Below are 26,246 nucleotides of genomic sequence, written 5' to 3'. Positions count from 1 at the left end.
TCGCACATCCCCCACTCCGGCCGCTTTCGGCAGCCCGTCTCGCGTTTTAATTCTTACCGAATGCCGTGTCGGACAAGGATTCAATACACGATGCCCGTTTCAATCGCCTTTTTTAGACGGGTTCATCAATTGACAGCAAAAATCAAGGCGGCGACATTAGCTCGCACAATTAAACGATTGGAGACAGCGGCATGTCGCACACCTTATCGAAGGGGGTGGCAACGGCCTTTGCCATTGCCCCTTTCCTGGTTGCATGTGGTGGGGGGGACGGCGGCGCACCCGCGCCGATCAATGCGCCCCAATGTTCCGGATCCAGCTGCGGCACGCAAGGGCCGCCGCCGTCACAGCCCATCAACGGTGCGCTGTGCCCGGCCAACGCCGACATCGTGAAGAGCACGTACCTCGGCGGCGCCGGTAGCGGCGAGATCGTCAGCGTCAACATCGACGCGGTGGCGATGACCTACACGCTCAAGTGGCTCGAATCGCCGATTCCGCTCGCGACCGGCACGGTCACGCCGAGCCGCGTCGGCACGACGATCACCGGGGCGGTCATGCACCCGCCGACCGGCGTGCTGCCGACCGCCGAGCAGACGCGCTGCGCGTTCATCCTCACGCCGGGCTCGGGCAAGGCGCCGAACGGCGCGACCTATTCGACGGCCGCCGACTTCAACCAGGCGAACCCGCCGATGCTGCTGGTCGGCATGGGCGTCGCGGGCGGCGGCATTCCGGGCGCGACGATCCAGTACGACGGGCTGACGATCATCCCGGGCGTGCTCCAGAACATCGGCCAGGTGCCGAACCGACACTTCGACTTCTATCCGTTCCTCGGCTTCGCGAACACGACGACCGACCTCACGAAGCTGCCGGGCACGTACAACGCGCTGATCTATCACCTCGTGCCGTCGAGCAACTACGCGACGAAGGGTTCGAACTCGAGCGAGACGTTCGACGCGAACGGCGCGTGCACGTCGAGCGGCTCAGGCGGCTGCCAGACGACCGGCGACCCGTGGAAGGCGAGCGCGAACGGCGGCTACTTCGACAGCACGAAGGCCCCGCAGATACTGCCACAGACGCAACTGCCGACCGGCGCGACCGGAAAGTCGGCGACCGCGCACATGGTGATCGGCCAGCTCAATGGCGCGACGGTGCCGGTGATCGTACGCACGGGCAACGTGAACCTCGGCACGCCGCCGCTGCACCTCGATGCGCAGGTCGACGACGAATCGGGCATCGCGGTGCTCGGCGCGGCGACGGCGATCACGTCGGGCGCGATCGACGGCGGTTACGCGGGCGCGGACTCGAACTTCAAGTACACGGCGGCCCTGATCCGCGGCAGCAACGCGTCGTTCATCAACCCGAGCACGCAGGCCGAGGAAGACGGCTTCACGCTCGACTACGGCCAGGCGACGCCCGGCCTGCTGAACGCGACGACGATTCCGAAGAGCGGCTCGGCCGCTTCCGGCGTGGTGATCGCGACGGGCGGCCTGTATGCGGCGCTGATCCAGGGCACGGTGAACGGCGGCGTCACGCCGACGTCGGCGAATTCGACGACGTCGTCGACACCGTACTTCGGCGTGGGCGCGCAGATCAGCAAGTAGCGAACGAGGGCGCGGCGGCGGGCTGACCGCCGTCGCGTGACGCTGGGAAGGCACGAAGGCGCTCGGCACGGCGCAAGCAGGACGAGCACGACCAACAGAAGCGGCCGACAGGGAGCTGGCCGCCGCACAAGACAAATCTGGAGGAGCAACATGAAGCGCAACCTCATTCTGGCGGCGGCCTTTGCCGCCCCCCTTCTTTCCGCTTGCGGCGGCAGCGGCAGCGGCGGCGACAACCCGCCCCCGCTCGTCGAAGACCGGCTTTGCCCCGCCACGCTCGACTACAACACCGTGTTCACGGGCGGCGCGGGCAGCGGCGAGCTCGCGAAAGTCCAGCTCGACACGACCAAGATGACCTGGCAGGTCACCTACGTCGAATCGGCGGTGCCGCAAAAGACCGGCACCGTCACGCCGACCCGCGCGGGCACCATCGACAGCGGCACGCTCACGCAGGAAACGCTGCTGCCGACCAACAAGCTGAACCAGTGCGCGTTCCGGCTGAACGGCGCGAGCCTCGATGCGTCGCGTCCGGCACGCATCTTCGTCGGCTTCGGCGTCGCGGGCGGCACGATCCCCGGCAAGGAAATCCAGTTCGACGGCGTGCTCGGCCAGGCCGCGGTGCCCGATACGAAGTTCCCGTACTACCCGTTCATCGGCTTCTCGTCGATCGAAACCGACATCACGAAGGTCGCGGGCACGTACAGCCACGTCGGCTTCGGCGAAGTGCCGTCGCAGAAGTTCGCGCCGGCGTCGATCGACGCGAAGGTGACGATCAATGCGGACGGCACGTGGACCAAGTGCGACACGACCGGCCAGTTCGCCGGCGGCGCGTGCGCGCAGCAGGGCACGAACTTCGTGCAGTCGGCCGACGGCAGCGGCGCGTTCCAGTCGAACAACTACGCGAGCCAGCTGAAGCCGACGCTGTCGGCGACGCCGCAGGGCAAGGGCTTCATGATCGTCGGCAAGCTGCGCAACCAGCTCGTGCCGATCCTCGTGCGCACGGGTGTCGCGAACCCGAACCCGACGCCCGACAGCAACGGCGTGCCGGGCCTCACCGCCGACGACGAATCGAGCATCTCGATCCTCGCGCCGCAGACGGCGATCGCGCTCGGCTCGCAGAACGGCGAGTACATCGGCGTCGACAGCCAGTTCGACTACCGGACCACCGCGCTGATCGACAAGCAGGCCACGCTGCTCGATCCGTTCAACGCGTCGCAGGCCTCGCTCGCGACCGCGCTCGATCTCGACTACACGCAGAAGGTGCCTGGCACGGTCACGACGATTCACACGGGCTCGGGCAGCACGTCGCCGACCGGCAAGTTCATCTTCACGGGTGGCGTGTTCGGTTTCCTCGACAACGCGGGATCGACGCCGTATTTCACGATCGGCGCATTCGTCCAGTAAGCGGAGGGAGGAGCCGTGATGAAGAAGACCCTTCTCTGCGCGGCGGCGAGCGCCGCCGCCGTGGCGCCGCTCGCGGCGCATGCGCAGAGCGCCGGCAGCAACGTCGTGACGCTGGGCTGGTTCCATATCATGCCGCAGCAGAGCAGCACGCCGATGACGACCAACGTCGCGCCGACGCCGATCAACACGCCGCTGCGGCTGCCGCCGTCGTTCACGTCGCCGGGCACCGGGCTGCACACGAGCGGCGCCGACACCGTGGGCCTGACGGTCAGCCACTTCCTGACCGACCATATCGCGGTCACGTCGGTGGCCGGCGTGCCGCCGGTGTTCAAGGTGTCGGGCCAGGGCACGATCAAGCCGCCGGGCCCGGCCGGCGCGCTCGGCACGCAGAACATCGGGCTGGCCTCGGTCAATCCGATCGTGAAGAGCGTGCGGCAGTGGAGCCCGGCGGCGATCCTGCAGTACTACTTCGGCGCGGCGAACGCGAAGTTCCGGCCGTTCCTCGGCCTCGGCGTGTCGTACAACTGGTTCAGCGACCTGCAGCTCAACACGAACTTCATCAAGCAGACGCAGGACAACCTCGGCGCGGTTCTCGCGGCGGGCGCGGGCAAGCCGGGTACGACATCCGTGGAGGCGAAGGCGTCGTCGTCATGGCAGCCGGTGTTCAACGCGGGCCTGCAGTACAACATGACGGAGCATTTCGGGCTGATCGCGTCGGTTACGTACATCCCGCTGAAGACGACGTCGACGGTGACGATCAAGGCGGCCGACGGCACGGTGCTCTCGGAGTCGAAATCGGACCTGAAGGCCGATCCGATCATCAGCTACGTCGGGATGACGTACAAGTTCTGAGCGCAGCGACCGACGACGAATGGAAGGCCGCGACAAAATCGCAGGCAAAAAAAAGCCCGCCTAAGAGGCGGGCTGAATCCATATCAGAGGAGACATGGAGGAGACAGGTGCAACTATAGCGAAACAGTTTCCGCAATGCAACATTTCCGTAGAGAAAATAAGGATTTTCCCTCGAACGTCGCCTCTAGACCGCCTTTACCGCACCTGACCCCGCTCTGTTTACCCGGTCGAGCACTTCGCCCAGCGCATCGCGCAGCAGCGCGACGGGCCGCACCAGCCGGCCCGGCAGCGCGCCGTGCACGATCCACACGTTGATCCGCGTCTCCAGCCCCACCGTTTCCACCACCCTCAGCGCATCGCGATGCGCGCTGCGCGCCAGCGCGTTCGGCGCCGCGATGCCGATGCCCGCGCCGCGCGCGACGAGCGACAACTGCAGCTCCGAGCCGAACGCCTCGACCGCGACGTCGAACGGCAACCCGGCCGCGCCGAGCATGCGGCTCAGCGCCGAACGCATCCCGCAGCCGTCCTGGCTCAGCACCCACGGAAAACCCGACAGCGTGTCGATCGACAGCGGACCGTCCGGCAGCGGATAGTCGCGCGCGGCGACGAGCACCGTCGGCTGCGTGCCGATCAGCGTCGACGTGAACGTGTCGGGCAGCGTCGAACTGGCCGGCACCATCACGGCCGCGACGTCGAGCGTGCCCCGCTCGACGCCTTGCATCAACGCCGGCGACCAGCCGGCCGTCACCCGCAGCGTGAGGCGCGGAAACGCGTCACGCAGCCGGTCGATCGGCTGCTCGAGCGCCAGCTCGGACAGGAACGGCGGCACGCCGATGCGCAGCTCGCCCGACGGCTCGCTGTCCGGCGCGCCCGCCGCCATCAGCTCGTCGACCGCGCCGAGCACGTTGCGCGCGAGCGCGTAGACGTCGCGCCCGGCGGCGGTCGGCTTCAGCGGCTTGCTTTGCCGCTCCAGCAGCGGCATGCCGAGCAGCGTTTCGAGGTTCTGCACGCGCCGTGTCAGGCCCGGCTGCGTCAGGTGGAGCTTCGCGGCCGCGGCGACCATCGACCCGCTGTCGACCACCGCGACGAATGCCTGGAGATCACGCGTATTCAAAACAAACTCGCATAATCATATTCGAGATATTTCAATTGTCGCATAAACATCGGACACCTACGATGGGGACTCCTTCGACCCATTCGCCAGGCTTCCGATGAACTGCCCTGCCAATCCTTGCCACGCCGCCGCGCGCCCGCCCGTCAGCGCGCCGGCCGGCACGCCGCCCGCGCTGAGCGCCGGCATGACGCTGTTCTTCGCCGCGACGGTCGGCGTGATCGTGATGGACCTGTTCGCCGCGCAGCCGCTGACGGGCCCGATCAGCGCCGACCTGCACCTGCCACCCGGCTTGTCCGGCCTCGTCGCGATGCTGCCGCAGCTCGGCTACGCGGCCGGGCTCGTGCTGCTCGTCCCGCTCGTCGACCTGCTCGAGAACCGCCGCCTGATCGTCACGACGCTGGCCGCGTGCGCGGCCGCGCTCGCGCTGCCGGCGTTCACGCGGTCGGGCACCGTATTCCTGCTGGCGACGCTCGTGGCCGGCGCCGCGTCGAGCGTGATCCAGATGCTCGTGCCGATGGCCGCGTCGATGGCGCCCGAGGCGCAGCGCGGCCGCGCGGTCGGCAACGTGATGAGCGGGCTGATGCTCGGCATCCTGCTGTCGCGGCCGCTCGCGAGCCTGATTGCGGGCTCGGCCGGCTGGCGCGGGTTCTATGTGCTGGCCGCGCTCGCGAATGCCGCGATCGCCGTGGTGCTCGCGCTGCGCCTGCCGTCGCGCACGCCGTCGATCTCGGCCGGCTACCGCGCGCTGCTTGCGTCGATGGGGCGCCTGCTGGCCGACGAGCCGGTACTGCGCCGGCATGCGCTGTCGGCCGCGCTCGCGATGGCCGCGTTCAGCGCATTCTGGACCGCGGTCGGGCTGCGGCTCGCGCAGCCGCCGTTCGGCCTCGACCTGCACGGCATTGCGCTGTTCGCGTTCGCCGGCGCGAGCGGCGCGATCGTCACGCCGCTCGCGGGCCGTGCCGGCGACCACGGCCATGGCCCGGCCGCGCAACGGATCGCGCACGGCACGATGCTCGTGGCGCTCGTCGTGCTCGGGATCGCGGGTGCCGGCTGGTTCGGCTTCGACGCACACCTGCATCGCGGCCTCGCGCTCGCACTGCTGGTCGGCGGCGCGGCGCTGCTCGATGCGGGTGTCATCGTCGACCAGACGATCGGCCGCCGCGAGATCAACCTGCTGAACCCGGCCGCGCGCGGCCGCCTGAACGGTCTGTTCGTCGGGCTGTTCTTCATCGGCGGCGCGCTCGGCGCGGTGCTCGCTGGCACCGCGTGGGCCTGGGGCGGGTGGAGCGCGGTGTGCGGCGTGGGGTTTGCGTTCGCCGGCGCGGCCGCCGTCTTCGGGCTCACGGCCGGACGCGGGGCCGGCGCGGCCGCATGGACGCGCCCGCGTGCTTAAGCAAGCGCGTGACGGAGGCCCGAAAAGCCGAACGCCCCACCCTCTTGCGAGGGACGGGGCGTTCGGCGCACCGGTGTCAGTGCGAAATCAGTGACGAACCAGCGCCATCATTGCGCCGAAGCCGACGAACAGCCCGCCCGTCAGCCGGTTGAAGATCTTCGCCACGCTCTGGCTCTTCAGCGTCGCGCCGATGCGCGTGCCGAACGACGCGTAGACGAGATACCAGCTCACCTCGATCACCGCGAACGTGACGACGAGAATGCCGAACTGCGGCAGCGTCGGCTCGGCCGCGTTGATGAACTGCGGCAGCAGCGCAGCCGCGAACAGGATCGCCTTCGGGTTGCTGCCCGCGACCAGAAAGCCGTTGCGGAACAGCGTCCCGCGCGATGCCGGCGCGGCCTGGCGCGGCACGGTGTCGACGTCGGCGGCCGGCTGCTCGTCGTCGACGCGTGCGCGCCACGCCTTCACGCCGAGGTAGATCAGGTAGGCCGCGCCCGCGAAGCGCAACGTGTTGAACATCGCCGGCCACGCTTCGAGCACCGCGCCGAGGCCCGCCGCCGACACCGACAGCATCAGCACCAGCGCGCTGAGGCAGCCGGCCATCGTCCACGTCGAACGCCGCAGCCCGTGCCGCGCGCCATGCGTCATCACCAGCAGCATGTTCGGGCCCGGAATCGCCGACACGACGAACACCGTCGCCACGAAAAGCCACCACGTATGCAAGTTCATGCCCGCCTCTGCATCGATGTAAGGGAAAACGAAACGTCGATTATGCCGGTGCGCCGGACTTCTGTCGCGCGACGGCTCAGCGGCCCGCGCGGCGCAGCGCGACTTCGCCGAGCACCGCGAAATCCTGCTCGCCGCCGCCGTGCGCGAGCGCGTCGAGCAGGTTGTCGCGCACGACGCTCGCGACCGGCAGCGGCACCGACACGGCGTCGCCCGCTTCCAGCGCGAGGCGAACGTCCTTCAGCCCGAGGCGCGCCTTGAAGCGCGCGGGCTCGTAGCGCCGCTCGGCGATCATCGAGCCGTAGCCTTCGTAGACGGGGCCCGGAAACACGCTGCCGGTGATCACGTCGAGGAAGTCGCGCATTGCGACGCCGTGCGCGCCGAGCAAGGCAGAGGCTTCGCCGAGCGTCTCGATCGCCGACGCGAGCGTGAAGTTCGCGGCGATCTTCGCAACGTTCGCATGCTGCGGCAGCGACCCGAACCGCCAGGTCTTCTGGCCGATTGCGTCGAACAGCGGCTGCACGCGGTCGATCGCCTCGGCCGGGCCGCCCGCCATGATCGTCAGGCGCGCGGCGGCCGCGACGTCGGGCCGCCCCATCACCGGCGCGGCGACGTAATGGATGCCGCGCGACGCATGCGCGTGCGCGAGCGATTCGGCCAGCGCGACCGACACCGTCGCCATGTTCACGTGGATCAGGCCGCGCGGCGCCTGGGCGAGCAGCGCGTCGTCGAAGATCGCGCGCGCCGCGGCGTCGTCGGCCAGCATCGAGAACACCGCGTCGCCGCGAAACGCGTCGGCCGGCGTGTCGACGATCTGCGCGCCGACGGCCGCGAGCGGCTCGGCGCGCTCGCGCGACCGGTTCCAGACCCGCACCGTATGCCCGGCCTTCAGCAGGTTCGTCGCAATTGCCTGCCCCATTTCACCCAGCCCGATAAATCCGAGATCCATTTCCCGCTCCTTCGCTCCGTGAAGCGGGGAGTTAAACACAGATGCGTGGCGGCTGCAGGGCACACGGCCGGCCGAGCGCGGTGCCATACTGCCCGCATGGCGACTGCGACCTTCCGCTTCCACGACGAACTGAACGCCTTTCTCCCGCGCGCCCAGCGCGACCGCGCGTTCGGGCATGCGTGTGCGCGCGACGCGACGGTAAAGCACGCGATCGAAGCGCTCGGCGTCCCGCACACCGAAATCGGCCGGCTGTGCGTGAACGATGCGCCGGCCGCGCTCGACCGGCCGCTCGACGACGGCGACCGGGTCGAAGCCTTTCCGGAGCGTGCACGGACGGCTGCCGTGAACGGGGCCGCCGCGCCGCCACCAGCGCAATGGCGCTTCGTCGCCGACGCGCATCTCGGCGGCCTCGCGCAACTGCTGCGCCTCGCGGGCTTCGACACCTGCTATGACAACCACTACCGCGACGACGCGCTGGCGGCGCTCGCCGCGCGAGAGGGCCGGATCGTACTGACCCGCGACCGCGAGCTGCTCAAGCGGCGCGCGGTCGAGCGCGGCTGCTACCTGCACGCGCTGCAGCCGGCCGACCAGTTGCGCGAACTGTTCGAGCGGCTCGATCTCGCGCCGCACATGCGGCCATTCCGGCTGTGCCTGCGCTGCAATGCGCCGCTGCATCCGCTCGACGCGGCCGCTGCCGCGCCGCGCGTGCCGGCCGGCGTCCGGCAGCGGCACCGGCGCTTCGCCGCGTGCGACGTGTGCCGGCGCGTGTTCTGGGAAGGCTCGCACTGGCGGCGCATGCGCACGGTGGTCGACGCGATGCGCGCGCCGCCACCGCCGCCCGCCGATGAACACGAGGCCTGAAAAAACAAAACCCCGCATGCGTGAACATGCGGGGTCTCGCGACTGGCGGCCGGCGGTGCCGGCCGCAGCGCAACGCGCTTCTTAGTTCTGCGCGCCTGCGTCGTTCGTGCCGGCGGCCGATGCGGCTTCGGCCTTCGCCTTGCCCTTGGCCGAACCGTGGCGCTTCAGCTGGTGCTTCGGCTTGCTGTGATCCTTCTTGGCCGGTGCCGGAGCGGCTGCCGACGTGTCGGCTGCCGGCGCGGACGCCTGTGCGAATGCCGAAACCGATGCGAGTGCGAATGCTGCGGCGATGATCGAAGCGAGCGTCTTCTTCATTGTTCTTCCTTTAGCGGAGAAAAAATCAAACGTACCGGTCAGTAAAGATGCGAGGCATTCGCATCGGAGCCCCAGGCCGCGAGGCCGGCTTGCGCCGTGCCGTCGCGACAAAACCTGACGCACTGGTTCCATAACGCACCGTGTTAGCGGCAAGTTGACACGTTGCTTGCGCCCCTCGGGTTTCCCCGGAGGAGCACGCGTACCCCCGGTCGGCGCCCCATCCGGCCGCCGCCGCGGCGGCGCTGCAAACCGGCTCGCGCACCGTCGGGGCGACGCTTATACTGGCGTCCATCCGTCCCTTTCCCCGGAAACCGGATCGCGGCCGGTCGCCAGACCGCCGCCGTCTCGAGGCGCTCAAATTGCCCGATCACAACCTGGACAAACTGAAGATCGACCGGCGTCCGCCCGCACCGGCGCCCCGCCGTCGCCGATGGCTCCACTATGCGGTGGCCGCCGCGCTCGTCATCGGCGCGCTTGCCGCCGGCCTCGCGCTCACCGGCCGGCCGGCCGTCGAAACCACCGCCGTCACGTCCGCCTACCCGTACCAGAACGACACGCAGCTCAATGCGACCGGCTACGTCGTGCCGCAGCGCAAGGCCGCGGTCGCGTCGAAGGGCCAGGGGCGCGTCGAATGGCTCGGCGTGCTCGAAGGCACGCGTGTGAAGCAGGACGAGATCATCGCGCGGCTCGAAAGCAACGACGTGCGGGCATCGCTCGCGCAGGCGCGCGCGCAGGTGCAGGTGTCCCGCGCGAACCTCGGCGTCGCGCAGGCGGAACTGAAGGATGCGGAGATCGCGTTGCACCGCACGTCGGCGCTCGCGCCGCGCGGCGCCGTGCCGGCCGCGCAGCTCGACACCGACACGGCCCGCGTGAACAAGGCGCGCGCGACGCTCGACAGCGACCAAGCCGCGATCGCATCGGCCGAGGCCAACGCACAGGCCGCGCAGGTGGCAGTCGACCAGACGGTGATCCGCGCGCCGTTCGACGGCATCGTGCTCGCGAAGCACGCGAACGTCGGCGACAACATCACGCCGTTCTCGTCCGCATCGGACAGCAAGGGCGCGGTCGTGACGATCGCCGACATGGACACGCTCGAGGTCGAGGCCGACGTCGCCGAATCGAACATCGCGAAGATCCGCGCCGAGCAACCGTGCGAGATCCAGCTCGACGCGCTGCCCGACATGCGCTTCGCGGGCCGCGTGTCGCGCATCGTGCCGACCGTCGACCGCTCGAAGGCCACCGTGCTCGTGAAGGTGCGCTTCGTCGATCGCGACGACCGCGTGCTGCCCGACATGAGCGCGAAGATCGCGTTCCTGTCGAAGCCCGTGTCGGCGCAGGACCGGCGGCCCGTGACGGCCGTGCAGGCCAGCGCGGTTGTCGAGCGCGACGGGCGGCCGGTCGTGTTCGTCGTGAAGGACGATGTGGTGCGCGCCGTGCCCGTGACGCGGGGCATGCGGATCGGCGAACTCGTCGCGCTCACCGGCGTGAAGCCCGGCGACACGGTCGTGCTCGCGCCGGGTGCGAAGCTGAAGGACGGCGCGAAAGTGACCGTCGCGAAGAAGTAGCGCACGCGTGAACGACGCTCCGCCGCCCCTCGTCGAGATCAGCCACGTCGCGAAGTCGTACCGGCGCGGCAACCAGATCGTGCCCGTGCTGACCGACATCACGCTCGATATCCGCGAAGGCGACTTCGTCGCGCTGATGGGGCCGTCCGGCTCCGGCAAGAGCACGCTGCTGAACCTGGTGGCCGGCATCGACCGGCCCGACAGCGGCGAGCTGCGCGTGGGCGGGCTCGACATCTCGCTGCTCGCGGAGGCGCAACTGGCCGAATGGCGCGCGGCGAACGTCGGCTTCATCTTCCAGTTCTACAACCTGATGCCGGTGCTCACCGCGTTCGAGAACGTCGAGCTGCCGCTGATGCTCACCCACCTGTCGCGCCGCGAGCGGCGCGAGCGCGTCGAACTCGTGCTCGACATGGTGAACCTCGGCGACCGGACGAGCCATTACCCGTCCGAGCTGTCGGGCGGCCAGCAGCAGCGTGTCGCGATCGCGCGCGCGCTGATCACCGATCCGGTGCTGATCGTCGCCGACGAGCCGACCGGCGACCTCGACCGCACGTCGGCCACCGACGTGCTCGCGATGCTGCAGCGGATGAACGCCGAGCTCGGCAAGACGATCATCATGGTGACCCACGACGCGCACGCGGCCGGCGCCGCGCGCTCGCTCGTGCATCTGGAAAAAGGGGAGCTGATCGATGGGCACGCCGGCTGACCGGCTCCGGGAGCGCGCGCAATGTACGTGCTGAAGCTGATCGCGCGCAATGCGATGCGGCACCGGCTGCGCACGCTGCTGACCGTGCTCGGGCTCACCATCGCCGTGCTCGCGTTCGGGCTGCTGCACACCGTGGTCGACGCGTGGTACGCGGGCGCGGCCGCCGCCTCCAGCGGGCGGCTCGTCACGCGCAACGCGATCTCGCTCGTGTTTCCGCTGCCCGTGAGCGACGAGAACCGGATCCGCGGCGTCGAAGGCGTGACGGCCGTGGTCCGCTCGAACTGGTTCGGCGGCATCTACCGCGACCCGAAGAACTTCTTCGCGAGCTTCGCGGTATCGGACAACTATCTCGACCTGTACCCGGAATTCATCATCCCGGCGCAGCAGCGCGCCGACTACGATCGCGACCGCCGCGGCTGCCTCGTCGGTCGCCAGCTCGCGACGCAATTCGGCTTCAAGATCGGCGACGTGATCCCGCTGAAGGGCACAATCTACCCGGGCACGTGGGATTTCGTCGTGCGCGGCATCCTGGACGGCCGTGACGACTCGACGATCACGCGGCAACTGGTGTTCCACTGGGAATACCTGAACGAAACGGTGCGCCAGCGCACGCCGAAGCAGGCCGACCAGGTCGGCGTGTTCGTGCTCGGCGTCGCGAACCCCGACGACGGCGCCGCGATCGCGCGCCACGTCGACGCGGTGTTCAAGAACTCGCTCGCCGAGACGCTGACCGAAACCGAGCAGGCGTTCCAGCTCGGCTTCGTCGCGATGTCGAACCAGATCATCGCGGCGATCCGCCTCGTGTCGTACGTGGTGATCCTGATCATCATGGCCGTGATGGCCAACGCGATGGCGATGAGCGCGCGCGAGCGCACAGCCGAATACGCGACGCTGAAGGCGCTCGGCTTCGGCCCCGGCTTCCTCGCGCTGATCGTGTTCGGCGAATCGGTCGTGATCGCGGTGGCCGGCGGCGGGCTCGGGATCCTCGCGACGCCGCCCGCCGCGAGCCTCTTCAAGCAGGCGGCCGGCGGCATCTTCCCGGTGTTCAAGGTGTCGACCGAGACGGTCGTGCTGCAGGCCGCGTGCTCGGTCGCGGTCGGCTTCGCGGCGGCGATCGTGCCGGCGTGGCAGGCGGCGCGCGTGCGCGTCGTCGAAGGCCTCCGGGCAATCGGTTAGGTTGGCACATGGCGATCCCGCTCAACTACATCGCGCGCAACCTGTGGACCCGGCGGCTCACCACCGCGCTGACCGCCGGCGGGATGGCGCTCGTGATCTTCGTGTTTGCGACCGTGCAGATGCTCGACGCGGGGCTCACGAAGACGCTCGTGTCGACCGGCGAACCCGACAACGCGGTGGTGATCCGCAAGGGCGCCGAAACCGAGATCCAGAGCTCGATCGACCACCAGCAGGCCAATGCGCTCGAAATGCATCCGGCCGTCGCGCTCGGCCCCGACGGCCGGCCGCTCGTGTCGAAGGAAGCGGTCGTGCTGATCTCGCTGGTGAAGATCTCGACCGGCAAGCCGTCGAACGTCGTGATCCGCGGCGTGTCGCCGACGGGCCTCGCGCTGCGTCCGCACGTGAAGCTCACCGCCGGTCGCATGTTCGCGCCCGGCTCGTCGGACATCATCGTCGGCAGCGCGATCGCGAAGGGCTTCAGCGGCACGCAGCTCGGCGACAGCCTGCATTTCGCGCAGCGCGACTGGACCATCGTCGGCATCTTCGACGCGGGCGGCAGCGGCTTCGATTCGGAGATCTGGGGCGACGTCGACCAGCTGATGCAGTCGTTCCGCCGTACCAGCTATTCGTCGATGGTGCTGCGCATCCCGAGTGCCGACGGCTTCGCCCGCTTCAAGGCCGACATCGACGTCGACCCGCGCCTCACCGACGAGGCGAAACGCGAACAGACCTTCTACGGCGACCAGTCGAAGGCGCTGTCGACGTTCATCAACATCCTCGGCATCACGCTGTCGACGATCTTCTCGATCGCCGCGATGATCGGCGCGATGATCACGATGTATGCGTCGGTCGCGAACCGCGTCGCCGAGATCGGCACGCTGCGCGCGCTCGGCTTCAAGCGCACCAACGTGCTCGCCGCGTTCCTGCTGGAAGCGCTGCTGCTCGGCATCGTCGGCGGTGTGGCGGGGCTCGCGTGCGCGTCGCTGATGCAGTTCGCGTCGTTCTCGACGACCAACTTTCAAACCTTCGCCGACCTGTCGTTCCGCTTCGTGCTGACGCCCGCGATCGTCGTGAAGACGCTGCTGTTCTCGCTCGTGATGGGGCTCGTCGGCGGGTTCCTGCCGGCGATGCGCGCCGCGCGGCTGAAGATCGTCGACGCGCTGCGCGCGCAGTGACGCGCGCCGGCGCTCACGTTCAACGTTCGCGCGGTACCCACGCACCGTGGAACCCGGCCGGCACGCGGCGCGGCAGGTGCACGGCGGCAACCGGCCCCGCATCGATCGCGCGCGCATCCAGGATCACGACGTCGCTCGTATCGGTCGCCGCGCGGTAGACCATCACCAGCAGCCAGCCGTCGTCCTCGTTCGCGCCGCCCGGGCGCGGCACGAACACCGGCTCGCTGTTCTGGTCGCCGGGCGGCACCGCGTAGTGTGTCGTCGTGCCGCTCGCGTGGTCGAAGCGCATCACGCCGCGCATTTCCACCGGGTTCGGCTGCTCCACCGCATACAGGTAGCGGTAGCGGCGCCCCGTCCGGCTTTCGTTGATGCGCGGCATCTCGATGCCGCCGTCGGCGAGCGGCCCTTCGTCGATCAGCCCGTTCGCCGTATCGATCACGTAGCGCCACAGCTCGCCGACCGGGTTGTCGGCGAAGCGGCCCGTGCCCGCGTCGAGCCGCAGGTACGACGGATAGCGCACCGCATCGAGCACGATGCACGACGCGTCGCAGTCGTATGCGTTCACGACGTGCAAGATGAAGCACGGCTCGACGTCGAACCAGCGCACCGCGCCGCCGTGGCGCGGGAGCACGCCGATGCGCGCAGGCCGGTCGTCGTGCCAGCGCAGCGGCATCCGGTGGCCCTGCTTCAGCAGCGAGAAGTCGTAGCCGACGTTCAGGTCGAGCAGCAGGCTGCGGGTTTCGGTGATCGCGAGGTCGTGCATCATCGAAGGCGCGTGCAGCGCGATCTCGAGATCGACGCGCTGCACGCCCTGCGCGTCGGCGACGCCGTAGCGCAGCCACGGTGCGCGCCAGTCCGCGCGGAACGCGATCAGCTCGCCGGTCACCGGATCGACCTTCGGATGCGCGGTCATCCCGCCGCCGAGGCCCGCGTGCCGCGCCGGCACGCCGAGCGAATCGAGCGTGGCCGTGATAGCGAACGGCGCGCCGCCCTCTGACAGCGCGAGCAATTCGCCGGCATGCTGCAGCACGTTCACGTTCGGGTTGGTGTCGGGCAGTTGCGATGCTTCTTCAGGCGCATGCACGGCGGCCCAGCGCTGCGTGCGCGCCCAGCGGTTCCGGTAGCCGGTCGCGCGGCCGCCTTCGAACGCGATCGCGTGCAGCATCGCGGCTTCCGGCCACCACGACAGCACGTCGTTTCCTTCGAAACGGCCGCCCGGCGGATTCGGGCCGTTGCGCAGCAACGTGCCGGCGAGTTCGTGCGGGATCGCGCCCGTCACGCGCAGGTCGACGAGATCGACCTCGTCGGCAACCGGCGCGATCGCGCCGCGATTCAGATCGAATGCGGTCATGGCGTCCGATGCTCCTGTCAGCAGTCTTCGGTGGACGGCGGCAGTTCGCCGCGTGCCAGCGCGAGCGCATGGTTGCGCACGTCGTCCGGCCAGCCGGCGATCAGCTCGGTGAGCCGTGCCAGGTCGTTCGCATACAGCGCGCGCGCGGCCTCCTCGAAACCGGGCAGGTCGCCTGCCATCGCCGACATGAAGTGGTAGGCGCGCGCCTGCGCGTCGCGTCGCCGGTCGGCTTCCGCGTGCGTGCGCCGTGCGTCCTCGACAAGCTTGCGCAACGCGACCGACGCGCCGCCGGGCTGCGTGGCCAGCCATTCCCAGTGACGCGGCAGCAGCGTGACCTCGCGCGACACGACGCCGAGCTTCGGCCGGCCGCGGCCGCGCTGTTCTCCCGCGCCGGCCGGCTCGCCGGAGCCGGCCGATGCATCGCCCGACGGCGGCGCATAGCGCGCGCGGATCTCGTCCGCCGTGCCGCGCAAGTCGAGGTCGATCGAGCGCCCCGTCGCATCGTCGAAGATCAGGATCGTGGTGGACATCGCGTCGCCGGCAGCCTGGCGGACCGCGAGCGCGACGGTCACGAGCGGGCCCGACGCGAGCCGCCGGTGGCCGTCGAACGCCGTGTAGGAAGGAAGCAGTGTGGTGGTGCTCATCGTGGTCACTCGCAGGCTGGAATCGGAATAGCGCTATTTTTATCCGGGTATAAACCAGATGTCAATATCACCCGGGTAAAAATATTCCGGCAGCCCTGGCACGGCCCTGGGCCAGCTCCTCGATCGATTCAATTGCTGAATCGATCAAGTCAGCAATTGGCATGAAGGCGCAAATTTCGACATGACAGAATGGCCCGGACGCCCTGCCCACGGGCAGCGGCGTCCGGCCTCCGGCCGGCAGCACCCACACGAATGGCGCGCACCGACGCGCCTGCCGCACGACGGCACCTTCCGCCCTTCGGAGGAGACAGTCATGAATCCGCTTCACGCGCTGCCGGCGTCCGCGTCGGCAACGGCCCGTCGCACGCGCGTGCGCTGGCTGGTGCTGGCCGTCCTGTTCGCGGTCACGACGATCAACTACGCGGATCGCGCGGCGATCGCGATCGCCGGCCCGAGCCTCGCCCGCGCGCTGCACCTGAGCCATGTGCAGATGGGCTTCATCTTCTCCGCGTTCGGCTGGTCGTACGTGGTCGCGCAACTGCCTGGCGGCTGGCTGCTCGACCGCTACGGCTCGCGCATCGTCTATGCGTTCAGCATCTTCTTCTGGTCGCTGTTCACGCTGCTGCAGGGCGGAATCGGCTTCTTCGGCGGCGCGGCCGCGTTCGCGCTGCTGTTCGGGCTGCGCTTCCTCGTCGGCGCCGCCGAGGCGCCGTCGTTCCCGGCCAACAGCCGGATCGTGTCCGCGTGGTTCCCGGCCGCCGAACGCGGCACCGCGTCGGCGATCTTCAATGCCGCGCAGTACGCGGCGACCGTCGTGTTCGCGCCGCTGATGGGCTGGCTCGTGCACGCATTCGGCTGGCAGTCGGTGTTCGCGGTGATGGGCGTGCTCGGCTTCGCGTTCGTCCTGGTGTGGAACCGCACGATGTTCGACCCGAAGGACCACCCGACCATCAACCGCGCGGAACTCGACTACCTCGCCGAAGGCGGCGCGCTCGTCAACATCGACCAGGCGACTGGCGGACGCGACGGCGGCCCGTCGATGCGCCACGTGAAGGCGCTGCTGAAGAGCCGGATGCTGATCGGCGTGTACGTCGCGCAGTACTGCATCAACGCGCTCACCTATTTCTTCATCACCTGGTTTCCCGTCTACCTCGTGCAGGCGCGCGGGATGTCGATCCTCAACGCGGGGCTCGTCGCGTCGATCCCGGCCGTGTGCGGGTTCCTCGGCGGGATTCTCGGCGGCGTCGTGTCCGACGGGCTGCTCAAGCAGGGCCGCTCGCTGTCGGTCGCGCGCAAGGTGCCGATCGTGGTAGGCATGCTGCTGTCGATGTCGATGATCGTCTGCAACTACACCGATTCGCACGTGCTCGTCGTGCTGTTCATGGCGCTGTCGTTCTTCGGCAAGGGGCTCGGCGCGCTCGGCTGGGCCGTCAACGCCGATACCGCGCCGCGCCAGATCGCGGGCTTGAGCGGCGCGCTGCTCAACACGTGCGGCAACCTCTCCAGCATCACGACGCCGATCGCGATCGGCTACATCGTCGACCGCAGCGGCTCGTTCAACGGCGCGCTCGTCTACGTCGTCGCGCACGCGCTCGTCGCCGTGATCTGCTACCTGTTCGTCGTCGGCGAGATCCGCCGCGTCGAGCTTCAATGAACGGCACGGGCCGCGCCGGCGCAGCCGGCGGCCCGTGCCCCACCGGAACCAGGAGCGAACCGATGTCCGAATCCCGCCGTGCCGGCACCCCGCGCGTCACGCGCATGCAGGTGATTCCCGTCGCCGGCCGCGACAGCATGCTGCTCAACCTGTGCGGCGCGCACGCGCCGTACTTCACGCGCAACCTCGTGATCCTCGACGACAGCAGCGGACACACGGGCGTCGGCGAAGTGCCGGGCGGCGAAGGCATCCGCCACGCGCTCGAGCGCATGACGGATCTCGTGGTCGGCCAGTCGATCGGACGCTACCAGGCGACGCTCAACGCGGTGCGCGCGGCGCTGTCCGGCGCGGGCCCGGGTGCGGGCCGCACGATCCGGCACGAGGTGACGTCGGCCGGCGAAGCCGCGGTGCTGCGCCAGCCGCACGAGATCAACCTGCGGCTCGACAACGTGATCACCGCGATCGAGGCCGCGCTGCTCGACCTGCTCGGCCAGCATCTCGACGTGCCCGTCGCCGCACTGCTCGGTGAAGGGCAGCAGCGCGATGCGGTGCCGATGCTCGCGTACCTGTTCTATCTCGGTGATCGCGGCCGCACCGACCTGCCGTATCGCGACGAGGCGCAGGCGTCGGATGCATGGTTCCGGCTGCGCAACGAGGAAGCGCTCACGCCGGCCGCGATCGCGCGGCAGGCCGAGGCCGCGGTCGAGCGCTACGGCTTCGCCGATTTCAAGCTGAAGGGCGGCGTGATGGCCGGCGCCGACGAGATGGAAGCGATCGCCGCGATCAAGGCGCGCTTCCCCGACGCCCGCGCGACGCTCGACCCGAACGGCGCGTGGTCGCTCGACGAGGCCGTCGCGCTATGCCGCGGACAAGGCCACCTGCTCGCGTATGCGGAAGATCCGTGCGGGCCGGAAGGCGGCTATTCGGGCCGCGAGGTGATGGCCGAATTCCGCCGCGCGACGGGCATTCCGACCGCGACCAACATGATCGCGACCGACTGGCGGCAGATGGATCATGCGGTGCGGCTGCAGGCAGTCGACATCCCGCTCGCCGACCCGCATTTCTGGACGATGCAGGGCTCGGTGCGGCTCGCGCAGCTGTGCCGCGACTGGGGGCTCACGTGGGGCTCGCATTCGAACAACCACTTCGACGTGTCGCTCGCGATGTTCACGCATGCGGCGGCGGCCGCGCCCGGCACGATCACCGCGATCGACACGCACTGGATCTGGCAGGAAGGCGATGCACGGCTTACATGCGAGCCGCTGAAGATCGTCGGCGGCCAGGTGGCCGTGCCGGAGCGGCCGGGGCTCGGGATCGAGCTCGACATGGCGCAGGTCGAGGCCGCGCATGCGCTTTATCGGCAAGTCGGCGGCACGGCGCGCGACGACGCGGTCGCGATGCGCTATCTCGTGCCGGGGTGGACGTACGATCCGAAGCGGCCTAGTTTCGGGCGGGGGTGAAGGTGAAGGCGGGTCGCGGCCGGTTGTTGCCAAACACCGGAAACGCCCGCATCCTGCTGGCTGCCTGATCCAGGGAATTGGAATGCGTCATCACACCCGGATCAGGAAAGACCGGAGGTGGCGACTGACGAAATGAGCACCGCGCCGCACGAGGTTTTATGACCATCGAACGACGCGGGTGCGCCCTCCACATCGAAACCGGCCTCGCCGTCGATGATCACGACCTCGCCATGCAGCGGGCACGTGCAGCGATCGCCCTGACGGGCGACCGCGCGCCCCATGACTTCACTGTTCGGGGCACCGGTCTCTACGCGGCCACCATGGCTATGCACGTCCCCCACCCGAATAATGCCGCGCATGAATGCTCCTCAGTACGAATAACCCTGGATGCCATAGTTCGTGTCGTGACGTCGTCCCCACCACGGCAGATACGCGTTGTTTTCACCGCGTGCGCGGAACCAGTCGGCGTTTGAATTGATCGGCGTGAGCTTCGACGGCGGTAGCACGACGACGGCTGTCGGATGGCCCGCATCCGTTGTGCCAGCGACCAGCGCATTGCCACCGAAATGGTTGATCCGGCCGATCGCGAGCGCGATGTCCGTCAGCGCCGTGCCCGCACCCATGTCGCCAAGCAGCGCCGGCGTGTTGAAAACCTGCTTCGTGTAGTCGAATTCCGGCAGCGTTTCCGTGAGCGTCTGCGACAGCGAGGCAAGACGCGACGATGCCGCGTCACTGCCCTTGCCTGCGTCGTGCACGACGAACTGGATGCTTGCGAGGTCGACGTTTGCGTTTTGAGCTGCTTGCGTGATCGTCGCCTTCCACGCCTGGACCGCACGCGTGGTGCCAGCCTTCGCCTCGTAGTTACTCACCTTGCCCGTCGCAGCCTTACCGATCCATGCGAGCGGCTCGCGTTCGGTCTTCAGATCGGGGCCCGCGAGGAACAGCACGGTAAGGTTCTCGTTCATCTGTTCGTCTTTGGGCGGAAAGCTCGGCGCGTCCCAGTTCATCACCCACACGCTTTCCTGTGGATGCGTCTGCAGATAGTCGAGTGCGGCGTTCAGCGATGTGAAGCCGGCATTTGCGCCGCCGACGTGGATCTGAATGTCGGGAGGCGTATCCCTGCTCCACAGATCGGGGAATGATTTGCTTCCAATTGAAAATGCCGTCATCATTTGGTCGCTAAGATGCGAGCGAGCTTCTTTCGGAGAAAGGCGAGCGGGGATCGCGAATTCAACTCGAATACCTGCCAATTCTCTCCAGAGTCGCTTATCGGATGGCTGGACCGTGTAAAAATAATGCCCATTCATCGCATACTTGTCATAAAGCAATTCCACAAACGCATCAATGTATTTTTCATAAAACCCATCAAAACTTTCCCTTCCGTTGTTGCCGTCCGCAACAATCGCAACGGGCTTAACGGAGGAAAAATTCTTTGGATCCGTTCTGACCATGTCGTCGTTCTTGTTCGGTTTGACGAGACCCATTGTCCATAGCAGTTGCCATTCTGTCGGATAGTCACGGCGCTGAAGGGGATTGAGCCATTCCAGTCCTACGACCTGCGCGAGAAATGGTTTTTCTTGGACTGGCGCCGACGGTGTCGATGCATTGACGGGCTGCGCGGCCTCAGCAGTTGACGATGACCACGCAGTGGCGAAAGCGAAAACCGCAATTCCCGCCAATGCTGGCAATCCCATCCATCTAGTCATTTCCTCTCCCATGCTTCGTGTCTGCGTGCCGTGATTGACTGCTTCAACGGCAACAATACAAATCACCAGTAGTGCTCCCAACAATGCCAGTGCCAGGCGACGTGATCGGGGGGTAAACAGCGATCTCATATCACCCTCCCGATACCGAGCATCGCACCACCCTGCCGCGTATCATCTATTGAATCCGGCAGCGTCGCTTCCTGGTCTTTCTTGATCCAATCAACAAGCGATGCTTTGTTCATCGTGCCGAATCTAAAGTACTCTGAATAAGATTTGCTCGAATCACCTTTACCTAACTGCCGACCAAATCTCCAATCGGCCTCGATCCTAAAATCGTTCAATTGTTGTGGGGAAATTCGACAAATGCCGATCGCGACATCGTAAGCCAGCGCCAATCTGGCGTGCTTGGGATTGGTCATGATCGTCGAATGGTTCGTCGGGTTATTCACGGCCTGGCCGAGGATGTGGACAATCTGCTTGTTGCGCCATTTTTCATATCCGTCGGGCATTTGCGCGGCGGGGCCAGCCTCTCCAATGACCTGGTCGTTCTTGACCCACTCCGGATTATTGTCGTGACGGGCCTCCATACGCGCAATTGCATGGTCCTCGTAGCGTTGTGACGCCTCGCTGTCCGCATCGCCGTTGGGCGCCATCTCGGCTGCACGCTTGCCTTCAGCCTTGTACGTATCGTATGGATCAACCATGTTGATGGTTGTCTTGCTCTTGTTACGCGCAGCCGCCACCGGATCGTTGTCCTCGTTAAAATCGCTTTCCGCATCGCCGTCTTTCACATGCACGATCGAACCATAGCGGATCGCCTGCGGAAAGAACGGTTCCGGCAGACCAGGCGCATCACACCGTACGTGCCAGTCCTTCGGCGGATCCGCGTTGGTGCGGAATACGCCGAAAGCAGAGCTCACTAACGTCGCGATATACAACACGGGCGCCACGCTAATGGTGCCGAGCTGGCCATACCAACGCTCATTGCCTCGCAACGCCTTGACCAGGCTGTATTTGGCCGGCGGCGATTCGGGATAGAAGAACAGCTTCGAAGAACCCTTTTGGTAGCGCCAGTCATGCTCCCACGTTCGATAAATAACAGGATCCTGCTGGCCAACCTGAAAGTTGGTGGCGAACACGCGCTGCGTGAACAGGCTCGAACCCTTCACGAGCTCGACTTCTTTCGGATGCAATCCTCGCCAGCCCATGCCCTGCACCGGAGCAGCGGAAATCACCTGATCGTGCGGGCACGAGTACAAGGTCACGCGCCCGTAGGTGTGGTTCTGGACGCCATACTGCTTTCTGTCATTGTCGGGATCGTAGGCGGGCTTGCCGTCTTCACCCGGCTTCATGTTTGCCATCGTCATCCGGTAGTCGAGCGGGTCACGCTGGTCCTCGGCATCCTTGCTCTGCGCGATCAGTTCGAAAAAAGCCTTCAGCGTCTTCGCCCGCGCCAGTGATTCAACCCGGCCGCGATTGCCCTTGGAATCGTGGTTGTTACGCTCGGCCCAATGCTCCATAAACGGTGAGTTGTCGCCCTCGATGGAGCCGACGATCCCGTAGGGCGGATTGGCCAGCACATAGGTATCGGCCACGCACCTCACACCCTCATCCTTCGACAGTCGGTCGCCGAGGAACGCGGAGGCAATACCGACCATATTGCCCTGACTATGGCACACCACGGTGATCGGGACATCCTTCTGAACCTTCCGGATCGACCCGATGAGCTTCGCCAGACGCAACGCGCCCATCACGTTGTACGCACGTGGCGGCGTCTCGTAGATCTGACGCGGCGTGGGATTGATGCTCTGAATGTTGATGAACCCGAAGATGCGCGGATCGACGCCCGCGTTCCACAGGTCCGGCAGGCTGCCGCAACCATTTGCGAATGGGCCGCCGCCCCAGTAGTTCTGCTCGTTCAGGAAGATCGACTTCCCGTACCGCTTCAGATCCTCGGCGTTCGCTTTGTAGCCCCAACGAAAATGAATGACCGGCGAGTAGGTGTTTTCGTCTGGTTGAAGATAGCTTTTCGACGTGAGCTTCGGATTAATGAACCCATCATCCGTCAGGCTCTTCATGTAGCGCATCGGCCCCATCTGGCCGCCCTGCGGCCCGCGGTGCGTCAGATGATCATCCTCGCGCCCAAGGCGCGTATTTAAGCCCGCACAAAGCCCCTCTTCACCCGGCTCGAACCACTCCCCTTCCGAGTTGACCCCATGCACGAAAATCACGATGCCCGGCAACGGCATCTGCATCACGCACAGGTAGTCGGATTGGTTGAGCGTTACCACGCCATTACCGTTGGCGACCAAATAGCGATTCTGCGAATCGTCACCGCCTCCCGACGCCCCGCCGCCCGCGGGCGTGCGCGGATCGATACCGCCACCGTCGCTCGCTGCGGCCGGTGCCGACGGATTGTTTTCAGATGCACCCGGACTGGCCGGTGCAGTATCGGCTGTGTCTGCCATGATTATTTTTATCCCCGGTCAGATCTTGTTCTTGAAGAAATTCACGACGAACGGTTCGAACTGGTTACTCTGGATCGGAGCAAGCTTGCCCGCGGCATCGGACTGCCCCTTGATCACCTCGCCCGACGCTTTCGTGATCTCCGCCTGCATGCCCTCGACGGCCTGCCCATCGGTCGCCCGCACGAGCTTCGGCACGCGCCCGAGCGGCGCGTGATCGAACTTCGGCATGTCCGTGCTCATGCTCGCCGGCCCCTGCCACGAGTGCCCGGCCGATTTCACCGTGAAACTGCCCGGACACCCCAGCTCGATATCGCTGCCGTGCAGTTTCAGGTACGCGCCGCCGGAGGTCGTGAAGACCACCTCTTCGCTCGCCATGCCCGCGAGCTTGCCGCCGGCCGCCGTGAACTGAATGTTCTTCGCGGAATCGATCTGCGTGTCGTCGTTCTGGCTTTGTAGCGTCACCTTGCCCTGATTCGCGATCGCCGACACGCCATCGCTGTGGGCGAACATCGCGACGCCGCGCCCGCCGTGCAGCGTGATGCGCTGCCCGCTGGTCAACTGGACATGTTGCTGCGCGACCTGGTCGATGTTCTCGCCGGCGTAGGTCACGTGCGTCTTCGGCGTGATCGCAACCGAACCGGCTTGCGCGCCGAACGCCATCAGCGCCTGCGACCCGGCCGCATCGCCAGCGCCAGCGCCCGACGCGCCGCTGCCGGGTGTCCAGCCCTTGAACGCAGCCGCAACCGCCTGCTGGCCCGCCGTATCGGCGGCCTGTCCGCCGTGCTGGCCAGCGTAGTCGCCCAGCGACTTGAACAACTCGGTGCACTCGCCGAGCAGTCGCAGCAACTCGTCACGATCGAGCTGCCCACCGCTCGCCTGCGAGCGTGCATAGGTCGTCAGCAGAATCCCCTGCGCGGCCCGCAGCGCGGCGGCCGCGTCGGTGCGCAATTCCGCACCCTCTCCACGGTCCTGGCCCCGGCCGTCCTGGCGGGGCTGCGTCAGGTACCCCAGATTCAGTTGAGAGTGCGCGTGCTCGCTCGCCAGCTGGCTGGAAATCTGTCCCGGCGTATCGTCGAGACGCAGCTGGTTATACCGGCTCCCCTTGATTTCCTTGGTCTTGATCCCCGACACATAGCGGTTGCCGGGGAGATTGCCGATGTGGGTGAAGGCCGCCGGCGGATTCACGCCGTTGCTCAGCACGTTGATGATGACCAGCCGGTCCGGATCGCCGCCGAGGCTGCCGATCAGGACTTCCATGCCGACACGCGGCAGAAAGAGCGCGCCGAAGCTTCCGCCGGCGAGACTCGCCCCGACACGGATCGGCGCGCTGTCGCCGGCGTTGTCGTTCGTGCCCGCGCCCTGCGCATGTGCATGATCCGCCGGATCGAGACCGTGGATCCGCACGCGTACGCGGCCGTCGGCATCGCAGAACACTTCCTCGCCCTGCTGGCCGACGATCGTGCCGGTCAGCAGATGCACGGGCGGCAGGTCGATCTTCGGGTCGTATGCGGGCGCGAGCGGTACGCCACGCCGCACGCAGGTGAAATGATTCTCGTAGCGCGTGTCGGGCTCGGTCCCTGCGGCAGGCTGCTGCAATGGCGACGGATAAGCCAGGTGCCGGCTCGCGGCAAACAGCGCCTGCACGCGGTCGGTCAGCCCTTTCGGCAGATTGTTCCAGACGTCGTGGTCGATCGACGTGATCACGAACTGCCGCTGGTCGGCGGGCTGCATGTCCCGTTCGGGATCGCCGGTCAGCGTGATCCATGCGCCGACGGCAAGGTCGCGTACGCTGCTCACGCCGTCGTAACGCTCGGCTTCGAACTGATGCGCGAGCATCCGGGCACGCGTGAGGCGCTCGTGATCGTTCCACGAATCGCCCGCATGCGGGATGTCGATCGCGACATCGGTCAGCAATTGCGCCAGGTCGTTGCCGGCCGCGCCCTGATCGAGGCTCGTCGCGACCATCGACTCGTCGATACGCGCTTTCTTGTAGTCCCATGACGGGCGGCCGACCTGGCCGGGCGTCAGGCGCTGATGCAGGGCGAACAGCGTGACGGTGTCGCGCTCTTCGGTGGCGGCGTCGCGCGGATGCAGCCGTACCGTACCGGCCGGTGCCTGGGGCAGCGACATCGGGTCGTCGCAGCACACGAGCGTGTGCGCGGGCGTGTCGCCGTGACTGTTGCCCTTGCCCGCGCCGGCCTTGGCGAACACCGTAATGCCCTCGCGTCGCAGCAGGCGGCGCACGAACTTCGCATCCGATTCGTTGACCTGGCGAGTCAGTTCGCGCGCCGGATATCGGTCGCGACTCAAGCCAGACAGGTCGAACTCGAAGGCCGCCGCCAGCGCCGGGCTGCGCTGACGCCATTCGGTAAACAGTGTCGAGAGGATGTCGACGACGCTACTCTGACGGAATACGCGGGAATTCGTGCGCTTGTCCATCAACGACAGGGCATCGCACACCGTCAGTTGGTACACGCACAGCTCGCCGTCGCTCTGGCCGATCTGCACGTCCTGGATGATCGCGTTGACGAAGTGCAGCTGCCCCCGATCGGTGACGAGCCGGATCGAGACAGGAACGCCGAGGAACAGCCGAGGCGGCAGGTTGTGGCGCGCCGACACGCAGGTCAGATGCCCGCGAATGCCGGTCATCAACCCCTCGTGCACGTGCGCGTGCTGCAGCGCAAGCAAGTGCCCCAATGCGTCTTGCGCCTTGCCGAAATTCAAGGCGACCGGTCGACTGTTCCAGTCGACCACCCCCGATGCAAAGCTGCTTATTGTTTCGTTTATCGACACAGCCGTTCTCTCAATATTGTTGTCGACCTGTTGGCTTCGGCTTTGCGACGCGCGTGATGGCACGGTCACACTACCGATTTGTGACAGCGAGCATATCAAATTAACGGAAATATTTCGGAACCCTACGTGTATCCATGCCGGTTGCCGACACAATCTGACTAAAAATGACGGATTCAGGTATCACGCGGCGGGGGGGAGGCGCCGGCCGCAGCCCGAGGGGGATCAAGCGATTCGCGCGGAAAAACACGCGGCTGAAGAGGAAGGCGACGAAACAACGTGCACGCACGCCGATGTCGCGCAGAAAAGCAAAAAGCCGGCACGAGGCCGGCTTTTTGCTTG

21 protein-coding genes are annotated in these 26,246 nt (G+C 67.0%); 11 read left to right on the top strand and 10 right to left on the bottom strand.

What is annotated here, in order from left to right:
- The first annotated feature begins 191 nt into the window (after positions 1-191).
- The 3 genes from LGM89_RS36545 (at position 192) to LGM89_RS36535 (ending at position 3,851) form a co-directional block, all read left to right on the top strand.
- Positions 192-1,598 carry a DUF2957 domain-containing protein gene (locus tag LGM89_RS36545; protein WP_089493922.1) on the top strand — a complete coding sequence of 469 codons (1,407 nt, stop codon included), beginning with the start codon at positions 192-194 and terminating at the stop codon, positions 1,596-1,598.
- 150 nt (positions 1,599-1,748) lie between these two features.
- Complete coding sequence (locus LGM89_RS36540) at positions 1,749-2,999, top strand: DUF2957 domain-containing protein (protein WP_226208072.1); 1,251 nt, start codon at positions 1,749-1,751, stop codon at positions 2,997-2,999.
- Positions 3,000-3,017: 18 nt separating this feature from the next.
- Positions 3,018-3,851, top strand: a complete 834-nt coding sequence (locus tag LGM89_RS36535) for an OmpW/AlkL family protein (protein ID WP_089439010.1) — start codon at positions 3,018-3,020, stop codon at positions 3,849-3,851.
- Positions 3,852-4,035: 184 nt separating this feature from the next.
- Here LGM89_RS36535 and LGM89_RS36530 read toward each other — a convergent pair whose 3' ends face one another.
- Complete coding sequence (locus LGM89_RS36530; protein WP_226275767.1) at positions 4,036-4,965, bottom strand: LysR family transcriptional regulator; 930 nt, start codon at positions 4,963-4,965, stop codon at positions 4,036-4,038.
- A gap of 97 nt (positions 4,966-5,062) precedes the next feature.
- On the opposite strand from LGM89_RS36530, the gene LGM89_RS36525 reads away from it, so the two are divergent.
- Positions 5,063-6,358: an MFS transporter gene (locus LGM89_RS36525; RefSeq protein WP_226275765.1), complete on the top strand. Its 1,296-nt coding sequence runs from the start codon at positions 5,063-5,065 to the stop codon at positions 6,356-6,358.
- Positions 6,359-6,445: 87 nt separating this feature from the next.
- Here LGM89_RS36525 and LGM89_RS36520 read toward each other — a convergent pair whose 3' ends face one another.
- Both LGM89_RS36520 and LGM89_RS36515 read right to left on the bottom strand, forming a co-directional pair.
- Positions 6,446-7,087 carry a LysE family translocator gene (locus tag LGM89_RS36520; protein ID WP_089493919.1) on the bottom strand — a complete coding sequence of 214 codons (642 nt, stop codon included), beginning with the start codon at positions 7,085-7,087 and terminating at the stop codon, positions 6,446-6,448.
- Between the two features lie 76 nt (positions 7,088-7,163).
- A complete protein-coding gene (locus LGM89_RS36515; RefSeq protein WP_226208068.1) occupies positions 7,164-8,120 on the bottom strand; it encodes an NAD(P)-dependent oxidoreductase in 957 nt (318 codons plus the stop codon).
- A 9-nt stretch (positions 8,121-8,129) separates the two neighbouring features.
- Between LGM89_RS36515 and LGM89_RS36510 the strand changes: the two genes are divergently transcribed.
- Complete coding sequence (locus LGM89_RS36510; protein WP_226275763.1) at positions 8,130-8,894, top strand: Mut7-C ubiquitin/RNAse domain-containing protein; 765 nt, start codon at positions 8,130-8,132, stop codon at positions 8,892-8,894.
- Between the two features lie 81 nt (positions 8,895-8,975).
- On the opposite strand, the gene LGM89_RS36505 is transcribed toward LGM89_RS36510, so the two are convergent.
- Complete coding sequence (locus LGM89_RS36505; protein ID WP_089424267.1) at positions 8,976-9,209, bottom strand: hypothetical protein; 234 nt, start codon at positions 9,207-9,209, stop codon at positions 8,976-8,978.
- A gap of 359 nt (positions 9,210-9,568) precedes the next feature.
- Here LGM89_RS36505 and LGM89_RS36500 point away from each other — a divergent pair, with 359 nt between their 5' ends.
- From LGM89_RS36500 to LGM89_RS36485, 4 genes are read left to right on the top strand one after another with little or no spacing between them, the layout of a single operon-like run.
- The gene (locus tag LGM89_RS36500) at positions 9,569-10,774 is read left to right on the top strand and encodes an efflux RND transporter periplasmic adaptor subunit (RefSeq protein WP_226275761.1); all 1,206 of its coding nucleotides are present in this window, start codon (positions 9,569-9,571) and stop codon (positions 10,772-10,774) included.
- Positions 10,775-10,781: 7 nt separating this feature from the next.
- Complete coding sequence (locus LGM89_RS36495) at positions 10,782-11,480, top strand: ABC transporter ATP-binding protein (RefSeq protein WP_089471978.1); 699 nt, start codon at positions 10,782-10,784, stop codon at positions 11,478-11,480.
- Positions 11,481-11,501: 21 nt separating this feature from the next.
- On the top strand, positions 11,502-12,656 hold the full coding sequence (locus LGM89_RS36490; protein ID WP_226275759.1) for an ABC transporter permease: 1,155 nt from the start codon (positions 11,502-11,504) through the stop codon (positions 12,654-12,656).
- A gap of 8 nt (positions 12,657-12,664) precedes the next feature.
- Entirely contained in the window at positions 12,665-13,831 is a 1,167-nt protein-coding gene (locus LGM89_RS36485; protein WP_226275757.1) for an ABC transporter permease, read from the top strand.
- 19 nt (positions 13,832-13,850) lie between these two features.
- On the opposite strand, the gene LGM89_RS36480 is transcribed toward LGM89_RS36485, so the two are convergent.
- Together LGM89_RS36480 and LGM89_RS36475 are read right to left on the bottom strand one after the other, a co-directional pair.
- On the bottom strand, positions 13,851-15,182 hold the full coding sequence (locus tag LGM89_RS36480; RefSeq protein ID WP_226275755.1) for a carotenoid oxygenase family protein: 1,332 nt from the start codon (positions 15,180-15,182) through the stop codon (positions 13,851-13,853).
- A 17-nt stretch (positions 15,183-15,199) separates the two neighbouring features.
- Positions 15,200-15,826: a DUF2239 family protein gene (locus LGM89_RS36475; protein WP_226275753.1), complete on the bottom strand. Its 627-nt coding sequence runs from the start codon at positions 15,824-15,826 to the stop codon at positions 15,200-15,202.
- A 313-nt stretch (positions 15,827-16,139) separates the two neighbouring features.
- Here LGM89_RS36475 and LGM89_RS36470 point away from each other — a divergent pair, with 313 nt between their 5' ends.
- Both LGM89_RS36470 and LGM89_RS36465 read left to right on the top strand, forming a co-directional pair.
- Positions 16,140-17,480, top strand: a complete 1,341-nt coding sequence (locus tag LGM89_RS36470) for an MFS transporter (RefSeq protein ID WP_226275751.1) — start codon at positions 16,140-16,142, stop codon at positions 17,478-17,480.
- A 62-nt stretch (positions 17,481-17,542) separates the two neighbouring features.
- Positions 17,543-18,940, top strand: a complete 1,398-nt coding sequence (locus tag LGM89_RS36465) for an enolase C-terminal domain-like protein (protein ID WP_226275749.1) — start codon at positions 17,543-17,545, stop codon at positions 18,938-18,940.
- A gap of 101 nt (positions 18,941-19,041) precedes the next feature.
- Here the strand turns inward: LGM89_RS36465 and LGM89_RS36460 are convergent, their stop codons facing one another.
- The 4 genes from LGM89_RS36460 to LGM89_RS36445 are packed head-to-tail and all read right to left on the bottom strand — an operon-like array spanning position 19,042 to position 25,907.
- Positions 19,042-19,299, bottom strand: a complete 258-nt coding sequence (locus LGM89_RS36460; protein WP_047851443.1) for a PAAR domain-containing protein — start codon at positions 19,297-19,299, stop codon at positions 19,042-19,044.
- A 9-nt stretch (positions 19,300-19,308) separates the two neighbouring features.
- Complete coding sequence (locus LGM89_RS36455; RefSeq protein WP_226275747.1) at positions 19,309-20,775, bottom strand: virulence factor; 1,467 nt, start codon at positions 20,773-20,775, stop codon at positions 19,309-19,311.
- A complete protein-coding gene (locus LGM89_RS36450; protein ID WP_226275745.1) occupies positions 20,772-23,114 on the bottom strand; it encodes a hypothetical protein in 2,343 nt (780 codons plus the stop codon). Before LGM89_RS36450 ends, LGM89_RS36455 begins: the two co-directional genes overlap by 4 nt.
- A gap of 18 nt (positions 23,115-23,132) precedes the next feature.
- A complete protein-coding gene (locus LGM89_RS36445; RefSeq protein WP_226275743.1) occupies positions 23,133-25,907 on the bottom strand; it encodes a type VI secretion system Vgr family protein in 2,775 nt (924 codons plus the stop codon).
- Between the last annotated feature and the right edge of the window lie 339 nt (positions 25,908-26,246).

The sequence above is a fragment of the Burkholderia sp. AU31624 genome, assembly GCF_020420065.1.
GTDB lineage: Bacteria > Pseudomonadota > Gammaproteobacteria > Burkholderiales > Burkholderiaceae > Burkholderia.
The sequence above is the reverse complement of the archived record's forward strand: the minus strand, read 5'-3'. Positions and strand labels throughout refer to the sequence as shown.